This is a genomic window from Flavobacterium praedii, from assembly GCF_026810365.1.
Classification (GTDB): domain Bacteria; phylum Bacteroidota; class Bacteroidia; order Flavobacteriales; family Flavobacteriaceae; genus Flavobacterium; species Flavobacterium praedii.
In genome coordinates, this window is record NZ_CP113948.1 from 2,563,002 (window position 1) to 2,578,411 (window position 15,410).

7 protein-coding genes are annotated in these 15,410 nt (G+C 33.5%); 1 reads left to right on the forward strand and 6 read right to left on the reverse strand.

Annotated features, from left to right (window positions below; translation table 11 throughout):
* Positions 1-55 precede the first annotated feature (55 nt).
* The 4 genes from sov to OYT91_RS11155 form a co-directional block, all read right to left on the reverse strand.
* Positions 56-7,270, reverse strand: a complete 7,215-nt coding sequence (gene sov, locus OYT91_RS11140) for a T9SS outer membrane translocon Sov/SprA (protein WP_281238016.1) — start codon at positions 7,268-7,270, stop codon at positions 56-58.
* Positions 7,271-7,294: 24 nt separating this feature from the next.
* Entirely contained in the window at positions 7,295-7,876 is a 582-nt protein-coding gene (ruvA, locus tag OYT91_RS11145) for a Holliday junction branch migration protein RuvA (protein ID WP_269221724.1), read from the reverse strand.
* 147 nt (positions 7,877-8,023) lie between these two features.
* Positions 8,024-10,303: an NADP-dependent malic enzyme gene (locus tag OYT91_RS11150; protein WP_281238017.1), complete on the reverse strand. Its 2,280-nt coding sequence runs from the start codon at positions 10,301-10,303 to the stop codon at positions 8,024-8,026.
* Positions 10,304-10,463: 160 nt separating this feature from the next.
* A complete protein-coding gene (locus OYT91_RS11155; RefSeq protein WP_281238018.1) occupies positions 10,464-10,889 on the reverse strand; it encodes a CBS domain-containing protein in 426 nt (141 codons plus the stop codon).
* 549 nt (positions 10,890-11,438) lie between these two features.
* Between OYT91_RS11155 and OYT91_RS11160 the strand changes: the two genes are divergently transcribed.
* Positions 11,439-12,464: a LacI family DNA-binding transcriptional regulator gene (locus tag OYT91_RS11160; protein WP_281238019.1), complete on the forward strand. Its 1,026-nt coding sequence runs from the start codon at positions 11,439-11,441 to the stop codon at positions 12,462-12,464.
* Positions 12,465-12,532: 68 nt separating this feature from the next.
* On the opposite strand, the gene OYT91_RS11165 is transcribed toward OYT91_RS11160, so the two are convergent.
* Both OYT91_RS11165 and OYT91_RS11170 read right to left on the reverse strand, forming a co-directional pair.
* Positions 12,533-14,473, reverse strand: coding sequence for an OmpA family protein (locus tag OYT91_RS11165; RefSeq protein ID WP_281238020.1), 1,941 nt, complete (start codon positions 14,471-14,473; stop codon positions 12,533-12,535).
* Between the two features lie 10 nt (positions 14,474-14,483).
* Complete coding sequence (locus tag OYT91_RS11170; RefSeq protein ID WP_281238021.1) at positions 14,484-15,410, reverse strand: PorP/SprF family type IX secretion system membrane protein; 927 nt, start codon at positions 15,408-15,410, stop codon at positions 14,484-14,486.

A 15,410-nucleotide genomic window follows, 5' to 3' on the forward strand; every position in this document is an offset into this window, starting at 1 on the left:
TTTTTTGTACAAATGTAACAATCTTATACACATATACACTTTAGAAATTAAAAAATTAATTACCGAAAGTATACCGAAATGTAAACCCAGACCTAATATTAGTCAATGGAAAGGATGTAGAAATAACTGGTTTCGAAAAAGAATGATTATAATAAAATATTATTGTCAAATTTTTACTCAATGAATAATCAGAAGTCACATTTAATGTCCAAATATTTTGTCCTCCTCCTAATTGATTGTTATTATAATCCAAATACCGCACAATGGTTTGATTATCCCTTAAAGTTAAATCGGCTTTAATATTTATATCACTTTTAATAACTCCAGTCGGATTATCAGCCAAGCTGGAAGAGAAAACTACGTCTTTAATTCGATAACCTAATCCAACTACATATTCAATTCCATGAACCTCCGTTAATAAATTATTATCAAAACTCATGGACAACGCTCTGTCTTTATTGATTTGAGTTAAAATTTTAAAAGAATTTTTTAATTCAAAATCCAATTTAACTAATGGATTAAACTGCTCTACCAAAGTAACATTTGACATAATAGTAGGATTAAAATAGTTCCCACTATCATCTTTCCCATTAGGGTTTTCAGTATATTTAAAATTAGACCTAAAAGAATTTACGGTATAAGATGCTCTATAGATTTGTTGCAAAGAAAAACGTTTAAAGTTCTTTTTGAAAAACTCATAACGCATCAAACCAGTATACTTTATTGCCCAATTTGGCAATGGAAAGTTTTTAAAAATACTCGTAGAAGTACTACTTGCATTAGAACCAGAATAAGCCGCCAAAAAAGCAGGTAATAAAACTGCCTGATTGGAACTGGAGTAGCCTAAAGGAAATCCTTTAGAATCTAATTGTGCTGGATCGGTAACATCTATACCTCCTCTTGCAGTTGCTAGCCTTTTCGCAATTACCAATCTATTTTCTCGAAACTTATCAAATGCCGTTGAACTAAATTCATCACTAGTAGAAAAAGAAGTTCGTATCAAAATTGTTGAAATAGAAAATATTCCAAAATTATAAGGCGATCTAGGATTATATTGTCCATTAGCACCAACGTCATATTGTTCTGAAAAATTTTCAGAATACGAACGATCACCTAATAAATCAATTTTTAAATCCGGTGTCAACTCAAGATTCGCAGATCCTTTGAATTCTTGTTTTTTAACATTGGTATAATTTTGATTGAATTCTTGATAAGTGGTCAACCATCCATTTTTGGCAGCTTCATATCGAACATCATTTTGGCTGCCAAATACAAATCCCAAAGTTGGTTTTGAAGAACCAAAAAAACCAATACCCGGTGTATACCCAGGTAAAACTGTACCCTGATTATCCGTAAAGCTTAAATTAACAGTTTTCAAACTTGTTAATACTCCTTTCAGGCCTTCAACAAATTGATTTTGATTGATCTTTTTTAACGGATCCGTTTTAACGATTTTTTCGCCTGGTTTTGGTACTTGAGCAACTTTTGGTTTAGCTGCAGAAGAATTTTTAGATATCCCTAAATATTTATAAAAGGTATCCATAGTAAACGTAGTTGAAAAATTGGTGGTTTTAGCATTCTGAACCGTACTTCCTAAATCATAATACTGACCATTTTTTTCAACTTTCCCAAATGCTTCTGAAGCTTGTTGCCAACTATAATCACCGGTATAGGAGTAATTAGCTTTAATAAAGCTCAAAAAAGGGATTTTGTTCAATGGAAGCTCATAATTCAAAACAAACTGTTGCATATGAAAATTAGCTGTTCCCGTATCAAAATATCGATCCCAAATTGTTACTCCATCTATAGTCTGATCATTTTCATCCAAGTAACTTTTGACAAGGTTTCTTGATGAAGCTGTATAATTAATTTTTAAGGATTTTGTTAAATTAAAATTAAAACCATATTGATAATTAAAGCCATAGTTTCTTCGATAAAGCGGGTCAAAACCAATACCAATATCTTCCACCTGCCTAAATTGTTGTTCATTATTTTGTCTTACCACATTTGTATTAAAAGTTACACTTGATGGCAAATAATTAAAATTAAGATCACTCAAAAACTTCCAATAACTACTTTTCTTCATAAATTTTGTTTTTTGAAAAGGTTCTATTGGTTTGGGTTGAAAAGCAAAAGCATAATCTACAGTAGTTCTTGATTGTTGATCCAAATTCTTTTCGACTTCAAAATCATGTCGTTGCACTTCATTAAAATATTGCGAAAAAGTAAAGTTTTCTACATCATAAGGCATTGGTTTTTGTTCTGCATTTCTTTCTTTACGAACACCAATAAAATTAATGCTTTTACGCTTGGTATAATCAATCGCCTGATTCAATTTTGATTTTCTTTCTGCTTTAGTATCTGCATCATCCAAAACTTGTTGCAATTTGATGTCCTCATAAAACGGATCATATTCCGGTTTAACAATTTCTTCCCCAATGGAATAATTAAAAGGCACATTTATTCCCCATTTTTTTGGTAAAAATTTACCTAAATTAATATTCGTCACAACATTATACTGCTGAATATCTTCTCTACTTCTTTCATTTGGACCTTGCTCTATTGTTCCAAAACCAATATTTTTCATGTTTCCAGAAAAAGACACCGTAGCCAAGTCGGCAAAATTAGTATCTACGTTTAACAAAGCTGCCATACCTCCTTTATTGTCCATATCGGCTAAACGAAGTTCGTTAAACCAAACTTCCCCTTTAATGGCATCATGTGGTTCATTACTTTTAACCCCCAACATTATATTTCGGATCAAACCTAAATTTGGATTTCCTTTGATTCCTAAACGAAGTTTACTATTTCCATCTCCTCCAACTTGTGTAGGATCATCATCGGAATAATATATACCATCAGTAGGTAAAGTTGATTTGTCAATTTTTAAAGATTTCAACTTTAATTGTGTTAATAATTCTAATGACAAATCAATTTCGTTCTCAGTAGGCCAAACCAATTCTGAACTCAATGGAGCACAATTACTTCCACCCGAAGAAGAAGCTACAGTAACTTTTAAAGGAATTTCAACTTGATAAAAATCATTAGAATAATCGGCACCAAAACGTAAGAAAGCAACCATTTGATTGTCTTCTAAAACTTTTTCATCAGGCAATGACTCAGCATGCAAGAACATTTTGAGTTTATTGTATTGACGCATATCAATATTAAAGTTCTTAAATGCTCCTCTACCATCTAAAGGTTCCAGTCCTTTGCCAGAAACTTTCATCGAAAGAGATTGCTCATCTTGATTGATAACCGTGTTATTATTATACAATTGTTCCCTAACAACACTTGGGGGACTAACATAATTTACTGGACATCGATTAGAATTCTCTTCGACATTTACGGATGCTGTTTCATAAATAGTCCCATCATCATTAACATTCAAATCATTAAAATCTAATGCTTGGGTATAACGTCTCCATTCTCCTCTAATTAAATCTAAGGCACCAAAACGCAAAGTAACCTGATCCGAAAAATCAGTCATAAACATTCGCATAAAACGTATAGATCTAAAATCCGAAATTTCACCAATGATGTTTTGTGGCAAAGCAACTGGTATTTTAAACTGTATCCATCGTGCTTCTGTTGTACTACCATTGGCCAATGTTACCACTGTGTTTCGAACATCCGAAATGTTATTCTGACCAACTTCCATATTGGGTTTCATATCAATACTGTATTCGTAATACGCATTGATTGTGTTCATAGTATTATCTCTATTGACATCCTCTACATCTGGAACTGTCGAAGAACCTCTATTGGGAGAATCGATATTAACATTTGAATTCCCATCGACACCGTTGTAATTTTTATAACGATTTAATATATCACCAGTTGTGTTTAAATAATAGGTATAATTATCCCCTGCTGGATCAGGGTCTGAGGCATACACATCATAGATCTTTGCTTCTTCACTAGAAGGAAGTCCGTCCAATCCAACATCCTGATTGACACGATTACCTGCATTATTATCGAAAGCATAAATTAAGGATTGAGAAGCAGGTACATTACCCCAATTTGCTTTCCCTGGCAACGGACTTGCAATGATCTGATTTGGTCCTAATCCATTTTCATAAAATTTTCGATCATCTTTTAAAATGTCTTCTGAAATTTCTCCAAGATTAAAATAGACTTTTCCTGTATTTGATTGTGGAATCTTTCCTTCTCCTACATAAGGATCCATAACCCAAAACTGAATATATTCTACATTACTTTGTTCAAAATTTGTAGCACTTAACGATCTCACTATACCTCCAAAATTCTCTTTGGGTGTATCGCCAAAAGTGGCCGAATTATTGTAAGGTCCGCGCTCTTTGGGATAAAAACTCAAATCCAATGTATTTACAACAAGGGATTGTCCCTGAACAATATCGGTCAAAGGGTACAATTCTTCACTATAAACTCTCCTAGTCGTATTCAATGATAAATCATCATTTGAAATTCCAGATGGTTTTGACGTATAAAAAACGGGGTCGATAGAATACCAAGATAATTTCGATCTTTTAAATCCATAGCTCAAATCAGTGGCAGTAGCATTAAAGCCATAATCTGTTGGTTTCTGAGCATTTTCATTGGTTGGCGTTGACGACAAACTCCAAGCATAAGGAGAACGCAAATCTATTGAAGATTGAGAACTTTCAAAATCATCTACATAACTAGTAGATTCTCCCTGAAATTGATCTCCTTTTGATGCATTGGGCATCAAATAAGCAAATTCACCACTTACCGAAATATTAGATGGCACATCAGTATCTATATTAGGCAGTTTATTAACCAAACGGGTAAAAAAGGGCACTTGAGAGGAATAATTTCCGTGTAATCCGAAAATACTATTATTTACTGATTCTTGACCATAAGTTGATTTTTGAGTAAAAGGCTTCTCTTTCATATTTAAAAAAGTAGCCCCAACCATAAAATTTTCAGAAATTAAATGATCAACATTAACCCCAAAAAACCTCCTAGTTTGTTGGCCAAAAACAGAATTATTTTCTAATGAAATCTCGATAGGAGTATTAGACGCTTGCAAAGAAGGATCTAAAATCTGGACTCTCCCCAATTGATAATTGACACTATAATCTACACCTTCTAGTAAAACCCTCCCAGCAGCTACGACTTTAACAGACCCCTGAGGAACATTAAATGCCCCAATAGAAATACCATCACCACCTACCGATTTAAACTTTCCTCTCAAAAGAAATTTATTCACCTCTGGATTTTGAATGGCACCCGCTTGAGTTATTCGATACATGTATGGATTTACATATTTTTTTTGATTATCATTATACGTAGTTACATCATCATAATTTCGTGGAGAGTTTGGATCATCTAACTTATTAAACAGTAATTCACCAAAAGGCTCTTTACTTGTGAAAATAATTCTACCATTTTGGGTATCCACAGTTAATCCAGGAATGAAATCAAAAAAACCATCTCCTCCAGTTTGAGGATCATTATTAAAATTTAGCTTATCAACATTTAGAACTTTCAACAAAGTTGTATTTTCTACTGTGTTTTCAGGCAAAGGGTTTAATGGAAAGGGCACTGAATTTCCAGCAGCGTCTTTTGCCGGTGTAATATAATTTAAGGCTGATGGATTTTTATATAATATATTTAATCTAAAATCATCTTGAATTAATTGGTAGGCACCGGGGATTTGATAAATATTTTTCATCATCAAATTCCAAACAGGATTTGAAACATTTGTCAAACTGCTTTTCAACATTTTTAAAATTAAAGTCTGAGAAACAACCGTTTGATTTGAAGGTTGGTTTCCACCTACCACAGTAGCTTCAACACCATCATTTCCAAATTCACCCACTTGATATACTTTATCTCCAATAGAATACTCATAGGCAACAGCTAAAATCTCATCATTTGCCAATTTCTGTTGCAAAGATATATACCCCAATTGTGTATTAAAAGTATATTCATTTGGCAATAACTTACGGGCATTTTCTAATTTAGAATAATCTTGACCTTCGGTAATTTTAAGAGGAACAGGAGACCCCGTAGCATCAAGATTAAATCCTTCATTAGCAGTCACTATTTCACGAATTTTCGAATTTAGCAACCCCTTACTTACCTTTCCATCAATTAAAGCAGGATTATATAAGTTATTAGCATTGTCTGTTGGAGTATCTATAGGCTTAACAAACATTCCCGTTGAAGGATTCAGAACTACAATTTTATTTTCTAACAGTCCCGTAATTTGAGCTTCACCTAAATCCTGAAGCGCAATAATATTTCTTAAATTATTACTGGTCGTGTTTACTCGGTTTTGTTTGTTGGTGACCCAAACTTCCAGCCTTGTTATTTGTACCCTTGAGTCAATAAAAGGATATTTTTTTAGTGAAGAATCATATTTGTCCCTAAAATATTGGGATAAAAAGAAGTGCCTGTCATTATCATAATCCAAACCGTATAATTCATATTCTTGAATCGTACCTCCTCCTTGAGCGATAACACTTTTGGCTTGAGATTTTTGCTCAGAAAACACTCCTGTCACAGTTGTTTTACCAAACTGTAATTCCGTTTTTACACCAAATAAACTTTGAGCACCTTGTATCAAAGTACTGTTTAAAGGCATACTGACATTACCAACTTCGATTTTGCGTACAATATCGTCATCGGCAGGGGTATATTCTAATTTTAATAAATTTTGAAAAGCAAAAGTAGATTGAGTATCAAAATTGGCATTAACTTGCAATCGTGTACCTACTTTTCCAAGCAAACTCATACTTATTCTTTGATTGAAATCGAATGCAGTATTGGTACGATTTCGGGGAGAAAATGCGGGATTATCCTGTTTGGTATACAGCATACCCAAATCAATTTCTACCGATCCCGTTGGTTTTACATCAATGGTATTACTTCCAAAAATGGACTCAAAAAGTCCCGATTTAATATAATATCTGGGCAATAAATCTTTTTTGGCGGCTTCGCTTCCTTCTTTATTACCATCAATAGCAGCTAATTTTTTGCTAAAATAACTATTCATAGATTCTTTTAACATCAATTTCTCGTACTCAGCTGGAGTCAAAACAATAGGATAATTGATATTGAAGTCGTCTATAGAATTAGTATAAACATAAGTATCCGTAACAGGATCGTAAGTATAGGCTGATAATATACTTTGTGGATTTGCTAATTGAAGTTCACCAACATCATAGCCTTTTTTTACAGTATCCTGAACTACTTCTTGCGCTTGAGCCTGTGATAAAATACCACAAAAAAATACCAGCAAAAAAATATAAATTTTATGCATATCAATTCGGCTACTAGTCACCTTTTATAAATTTTTTAAAGCTCTTTTTATTATAGTTTCCACTGTAGCCTCTGGGTCTTCTTTGACGATTTTTTCAATTACCTTTTCTGATGTTTTTCGAACAAAGCCTAGGACTTCTAGAGCAGATAACGCCTCATCTTTATTTGTATTGCTTTGAAGCATGGAAACTTCATCCAAATCATATAATTTTAACACTTTTTCTTTCAAATCAAGAATAACCCGTTGTGCAGTTTTACTACCGATTCCCTTAATTTTTTGAATAGTAACTACATCTCCAGAGGCAATGGCATTAATAATTTGTTTTGGTTCCAATGAAGAAAGCATCGTACGGGCTATGCTAGCTCCAATTCCAGAAACAGACAACAGCATTTTAAATATCTCTCGTTCTGATTTTTCTACAAAACCAAACAAAGTATGCGCATCTTCTTTAATTTGAAGATGCGTAAATAATTTTATAAAATCTGTATTAGGAAGTAATGAATAGGTATGCAAAGAAATATTTACATGATACCCAACTCCATTACAGTCTATTACTACATCGGTAGGTGTTTTTTCTACTAATTTTCCTTGTAAATGTGCTATCATAAATGTTTTATCTGTCCAAATATAATAAAATTTGAGATTAAAAGACAAATTGTAAGGTCTTAAGAATTCACGTTATAAGTAAAAACCAATAGTATACAATTCAGTCTTAAAATCTCAAATCAGATTTTAGTGCAATTCTTAATATTATTACTTCATTCTCAAGTTTTTTTCCTGAGCATCGATTACAGCAATTGCAGCCATATTAACCATTTCCTCAACGCTTGCTCCCAATTGGAATACGTGCACAGGATTATTCATTCCCATCATTATAGGCCCAATTGAAGCAATTTTGTTTAACTCTTTCATCAACTTATAGGTAATATTAGCAGATTCTAAGTTTGGAAAAATCAAAGTATTTACTTTTTTACCGGCTAATTTTGAAAAAGGAAATTTTTCGGTAAGCATTTCTGGATTTAAAGCAAAATCTGCTTGAATTTCACCGTCGACAATAATATCAGGATGATTTTCATGCAAATAAGCTACTGCTTCTTTCACTTTAGAAGCCGTTTTATTTATAGATGAACCAAAATTAGAATAGGACACCATCGCAATTACTGGCTCAACTCCAAATATTCGTGCTGTATTAGCGGTCATTAATGCAATTCTTGCTAAGTCTTCAGCCGAAGGATTAACGTTTATTGCAGTATCAGATAAAAACATAGGACCACGATTGGTCATCATTAAATTAGTGGTAGCTACCAAAGAAACATTGGGTGCTTTACCAATAACTTGCAACATTGGTTTTACTACAGAAGGATAGCTTCTAGAATGCCCAGATACCAACGCATCAGCATCACCTAAATTCACCATCATTGCAGCAAAATAATTTCGCTCTCTCATGAACTTTTCAGCATCATAAAGCGACACCCCATTGCGTTGTCTTGTCTCCCAAAACTTAGTTGCATATCGGGTTCTTCTTTCATCTTCCTGTGCTAGTTTAGGATCAATTATAGGTAAATCGGCATCAAAGCCAAGTTCAGCTTTCAGCTCTAAAATAATTTCTTTATTTCCTAATAAAATTGGAAAACCTATCCCCTCTTCATAAACAATTTGAGCTGCTTTTAAAACATCCAATTGTTCTGCTTCTGCAAAAACTACTCTTTTAGGATCTGTTTTAGCGCGATTGGTAATCATACGAATCATTTTGTTATCGTTACCCAAACGATCCAACAATTCTTCTTTATATTTTTCCCAATCAGTTATGGGATTCAAAGCAACCTCAGAATCCATGGCGGCTTTTGCAACAGCTGGAGCTACAACAGAAATTAATCTTGGGTCAAACGGTTTTGGAATAATATATTCTCTACCAAACACTAATTTGGTGGCTCCATAAGCTACATTAACCTGTTCAGGCACACTTTCTTTTGCTAATGCGGCCAGTGCTTTAACAGCAGCCATTTTCATCTCTTCGTTTATCTTTGTAGCTCGAACATCAAGTGCCCCTCTAAAAATATAAGGAAATCCAAGTACATTATTCACTTGATTAGGATGATCAGAACGACCAGTAGCCATAATAACGTCTTTTCTTGTAGAAATAGCCAAATTATAAGCGATTTCCGGATCAGGATTTGCCATTGCAAAAACAATTGGATTTTCAGCCATACCCAACAACATTTGTGGAGTCATTACATTTGCAGTTGACAAACCCAAGAAAATATCAGCTCCTTTCAACGACTCTTCTAAACTTACAGATGCGCCATCTTTAGCATATTTCAATTGCAATACAGACAAAGCAGGATTATCTTTTGTTAGAAGCCCTTTACTATTAAACATTAAAATATTTTCTCTTTTAACGCCTAACAAAACATATAAATCAGCACAAGCAATTGCAGCTGATCCTGCTCCAGAAACCACCATTTTTACGTCTTCGGCTTTTTTATTAGCCAACTCTAAAGCATTGATTAATGCTGCCGAAGAAATAATTGCTGTTCCATGTTGATCATCGTGCATTACAGGAATATTAAGCTCCTCGACCAATCTGCGTTCAATCTCAAATGACTCTGGTGCTTTTATGTCTTCTAAATTAATTCCACCAAAAGTAGGTGCAATATTTTTTACTGTTTGAATAAACTCTTCAATATCTTTTGTTCCAATCTCTATATCGAACACATCAATATCTGAAAATATTTTAAACAATAAACCTTTTCCTTCCATAACTGGTTTTGAAGCTTCTGGCCCAATATCTCCAAGCCCCAAAACGGCAGTTCCATTTGTAATTACTGCTACTAAATTTCCCTTTGCAGTATATTTATAAACATTATTTATATCTTTTGCAATTTCTAAACACGGTTCTGCAACTCCTGGAGAATAAGCCAAAGACAAATCTCTTTGGGTTGCATATTTTTTGGTTGGCACTACTTGAATTTTACCTGGAGTAGGTTTTGCGTGGTACAATAACGCTTCGCTTCTTTTACTATTTTTATCCATTTTTATTTGGTTCTTTTTCTGGTTTTTTTATAACAAAGATAACTGACTTCAAATAAACAGCCACTTTTAACTTATTTTTTTATTTAAATTAAGGATAATTTATAACCAAAAAAAATAGCCACACAAAATGCAGCTATTAAATAGTATTCACAAACAACTGTTATTGTGAAATATAAGAATCCAAATGTTTTATTGTTTCTTTTTGAACTTCAATAATAGCTTTTACAACATCACCAATTGAAACTATACCAATCACCTTTTTATCTTCAATTACAGGCAAATGTCTAATTCGTTTTTGACTCATTAAACTCATACAAAAATCAAGATTATCTGAAGGTTTTACAGTCAAAACATCGCTTTCCATAATCTCACTCACTGGTGTTTTTTTTGAAGACTTATCTTTTAAAACAATTTTTCTAGCATAATCTCTTTCAGACAGAATACCTTTCAATACTCCATCTTCTATTACAAGAATGGCACCAATATTTTTTTCACCCATAACTCTCAATGCTTCAAAAACAGTAATAGTCGAAACAATAGAAAAAACTTCTTTTCCTTTTGTGCTTAATATTTGATTTACAGTCATAACGATTAATTTTTAGAACGTTAAATTTAGATAAAAATCACATACAAAATTCAAAAATAAAAAAAAATTATAGGAACTAAAAAAACAATTAATGACCAAAATATTATTTTTACCTCATAACCTATTTATGCTCGAAAATAAAATAAATATATTTAAGTTATCAATGCATTTCATTTATTAGAAAAGCATTTTTTCATAAATAGAACATTTAATATAAAATTTTGTTTGTATAAGATAAATTCCAATAATAAAATACAGCTTTAATTATTGGAATTTTCATAATAAGGACATTTATATTCATCGGCAAACATCGCTTTTGTCAGACCTTTCAACAATAGATTATGATTCTCTAGAAATTGGCTGAGATTTATATCTTTTCTATTCGATATAAAACAAAAAATCACATCTAATACACCTATTATTTTTTAAAACAACTCAAATAGAAACTTGTATTTTAAAGAGAAACTTTTAAATAATTTTATCTTTATTTTAGACAAATAATTAATTCTAAATTTATATTTTAAACTTATTTTAAACTAGATTTGAAATATGAAAGATATCACTCTCAAAGAAATAGCAACCACATTAGGAATCTCAATTACTACAGTTTCTAAAGCCTTAAAAGACTATCCTGATGTTAGTGCCAAAACAAAAAAAGCAGTAATTGAACTTGCTCAAAACTTGCATTATACACCAAATAGTTTTGCTGTAAACTTACGCACAAAAGAGTCTAAAACTGTTGGATTAATTATCCCTGAAGTAATGCATCATTTTTTTTCAAATGTGATAAATTCAATTATAGATGAAGCTGAAAAAAACGGATACTTGGTCATCATCCTTCAATCTAATGAATCGATTGAATTAGAGAAAAAACAAGTTGATTTATTAATTAACAAAAGAGTTGATGGTATTTTGATCTCTCTATCTAATGAGAGTAATTATGACGAACATATTCAACATATAATAAACAGAAAAATACCTTTGGTGATGTTTGATAAAATTTCAAAACTTGCTCCTTGTTCTAAAGTCATAATTAATGATCAAAAAGCGGCATTCAATGCAGTACAACATTTAATTGATATTGGATGCAAAAAAATAGCATATATAAGAGGACCGTTAAACCCACAAAATTCAATTGATCGCTTTATTGGATACAAAAAAGCATTAGAAAAAAACCATATTCCTTTTGATTCTTCATTGGTTTATACCTGTGAAAAAGTAACATTTGAAGAAGGTTATGATTTTACCGCACAAATAATTAAAGAACATCCTGATGCAGATGGCATTTTTGTAATGACTGATTTAGCGGCAGTTGGCGTACTATCATTTTGCAATGAAAATCAAATTAAAATACCTGAGCAAATTGCAGTAATTGGATTTAGCAATTGGTTTATGTCAAAGGTTATTTCTCCTAAACTGAGTTCGGTTGACCAACCAAGTCATAAAATGGGAATAACCGCTTTCGATTTATTATTAGAGGAAATGAATGCTCATAGAGATGAAAATATATTTACACCAAGGACTATTGAACTGGAAACTAATATTATAATAAGAGAATCTACCATACGACAATAAAACCACAAAAAAACCCTTCAATCATAAATATTTAGAAAGAAGGGATTTGGTTTTAAATAAGATTACATTTACTGCATCGAAACAATTATAAATTCGCTTCGTCTGTTGGCTTGGTGTTCTTCTTCGGAACATTTTACACCATCGGAACATGGATTGACCAATTGAGATTCTCCATACCCTTTCCCGATTAATCGTGCTGAATTAATGCCGTTTTTAACCAACCAAGCCACTGTAGCTTTGGCTCTTCTATCGGATAATTTCTCGTTGTAAGCAGCGGTTTGGCGGCTATCGGTATGCGAACGAACTTCGATTTTCATCGCTGGGTATTGCTGCATAACGGTCAATACTTTGGCCAACTCGTAACTGGCATCCTTACGAATGTATGACTTGTCCAAATCAAAATAGATCATCGGAATGTCTAAGGTTTTGGCCAAATCTGTTCCTACTGTTATTGGCTTGATTCTTCGCTCCAACTCCATCGAGTAGTCTTTGCTTCCGCTAAAACTCTTTGATCTAACTGATCCTTCTTTGGTTTGATAGTCCTCTTTCTCTGCTCTTACATAATACGTTTTACCACAATCCACTGCAAAACTATACCTTCCTTGAGCATCGGTTTGGGCAACTTGCAACGGTTTGAAATTGGAATCAAATAAACTCATCTTTGCATTCGACACTATTTCTTTGGTTTCTTGATCTGTTATCAAACCCGAAAGCATTTGATCACAAATCAATTTTTTGTACTCCACAAATCGGTAAATATCATCGTATCCTTTTCCGCCTTCTCTATTGGATGTAAAAAATCCATTGCGCTTTTTATTGATTAAAAACGCAAAATCATCTTGATTACTATTTATTGGCTCCCCAACGTTTTGAATGCCATAAAAACTATCATCTACCTCTTTTCTGGCCACAAAAATATCCAATCCTCCTAAACCTGGGCGGCCATCGCTGGCAAAAAACAATTCATTTTCTTCCGATACAAACGGAAAGGTTTCTCGGCCTTCGGTATTGATTTCCGGCCCTAGATTCTCTGGAGTTCCATATGTACCATCTTGATTGATTTTAACTCTAAACAAATCCGACTGGCCTAATGTCCCAGGCATATCCGAGGCAAAATACAGGGTTTTTTCATCTTGGCTTAATGCTGGGTGCGCCACACTGTATTCATTGCTGTTAAATGGCAATTCTGCTACATTGCTCCACTCGCCTTCTTTATTCAGAGTGGCTTTGTAGAGTTTTAATAAAGTGTTTTTACTCGAATCTCTTCCTCTTTTGCCTTCTAGGTAGTTGTTTCGTGTAAAATACATGGTTTTGCCGTCTTGGGTAAATATCGGAGTTGATTCATTGAACTTCGAATTGATAGTACGTACAAATCGTTCCGGAATTCCCATCTCTCCATCGGGTTTCATCTCTGATGCATACAAATTGGTAAAGGATTTGTTGGTCCATTTGAATACTTTCTTGGAAACACCTCCAGTATCTCTTGCGGAAGCAAATACTAATTTATCGCCTAAAAAGGAACTCCCATAATCTGAAAATGCCGAATTAACTCCTGCATCCACTACTTGAAAACGTCCCGAATTGGCCTTGATTTCCTCTAGATAATTTTTATTCTCTTTGAATAATATCCCTCTTTTATCGTTACCACTTTTTAAATTAAACTGTTCCAACATTTGATCCGACTTTTTGTAATCTCCTGTTGATTTTAAGGTCTGTGAGTAGCGGTAATAATATTCGGCCTCTTGATTGGGATACAATGTAAATAGTTGCTCATACCATTTTGATGCTTGTGGCAATTCGGCTTTAAAATAATAGGCGTTCCCTAATTTTTGAAACATCTTTTCGTCTTGGTATCCTTTGGCTGCCACTTTCTCATAATTGACTATGGCATCGACATAAGCATAACGATCGTAATTGACATCCGCTTTGGCAACTGTTTTTTTTTGGGCGTACCCTGAGGTCAACAAAAGCAATATAAAAAGGCTATATAGTGTAGTTTTAATTTTCATAGGTGTGGTTTTAAAAGAATCTTGGGGAGATAATTTTGTCAAACTTGTTAAACAATTCGTATCGCAAAAAGATTTCGTGGGAACCCGAATTGTATTGTGCCAATTCTGTTGTGTCAAAATCATAACTGTATCCTATAAACCATGAATCGCTGGCTTGGAAGCCCACCATGGCGCTCATCGCAGCACTCCATCTGTAGGCTAATCCCGCTACGAATTTTTCGTTCATCATGAAATTGGCGCTCACGTCCACCTGAAGTGGTGCTCCTTGTACGTATTTGCTTTGCAACGAGGGTTTGAATTTTAGACTTGGATTTAAATCAAATACGTATCCTGCTATCAGGTAATAATTGATTTTCTCGGTGGCAATATGGCTGCTTGAACTCGAGGTGGCCGTCCCATCAAAATGTACCGTTTCGATTAAATTGGGCGCTGACAATCCTAAATAACCATTATCCGAATGCAAGTAAAATCCAACTCCAATATTGGGCGAAAATTTATTGTCGATATTCTCTTCAAAAATAGCATCGCCTGGCTTTTGTTTCAGTTTTGTAAAATCAACGTTTAATAAATTCGCGCTACCTTTTATTCCAAATGACATTTTATATTTATAATTTACAGGGATAGTGTATGAGAAATCAACGGCTATATTGTTCTCATCCGATGGCCCTATTTGATCGTTTACAAATGACAATCCCAAGCCTACTTTACTATCATTTATTGGTGTATTGATCGAAAAGGTGTTCGTCACCGGTGCGCCATCTATTCCTACCCATTGATTGCGGTGTAATGCAAAAATACTCATGGCTTGTCGAGATCCTGCATAACCTGGATTCACGACTATTGTATTGTACATGTATTGGGTGTATTGTGCATCTTGTTGGGCAAAGCCTACAAAGGATAAAAGCATTAATACCAACCCTATTATTTTCGTTTTCAT

Excerpts from the sequence above, each read along its gene's own strand:
- OYT91_RS11165 (WP_281238020.1), bottom strand. The coding sequence starts at position 14,473 with ATGAAAATTAAAACTACACTATATAGCCTTTTTATATTGCTTTTGTTG.
- ruvA (WP_269221724.1), bottom strand. The coding sequence starts at position 7,876 with ATGATAGCACATTTACAAGGAAAATTAGTAGAAAAAACACCTACCGAT.
- OYT91_RS11155 (WP_281238018.1), bottom strand. The coding sequence starts at position 10,889 with ATGACTGTAAATCAAATATTAAGCACAAAAGGAAAAGAAGTTTTTTCT.
- OYT91_RS11150 (WP_281238017.1), bottom strand. The coding sequence starts at position 10,303 with ATGGATAAAAATAGTAAAAGAAGCGAAGCGTTATTGTACCACGCAAAA.
- OYT91_RS11160 (WP_281238019.1), top strand. The coding sequence starts at position 11,439 with ATGAAAGATATCACTCTCAAAGAAATAGCAACCACATTAGGAATCTCA.
- OYT91_RS11170 (WP_281238021.1), bottom strand. The coding sequence starts at position 15,410 with ATGAAAACGAAAATAATAGGGTTGGTATTAATGCTTTTATCCTTTGTA.
- sov (WP_281238016.1), bottom strand. The coding sequence starts at position 7,270 with ATGCATAAAATTTATATTTTTTTGCTGGTATTTTTTTGTGGTATTTTA.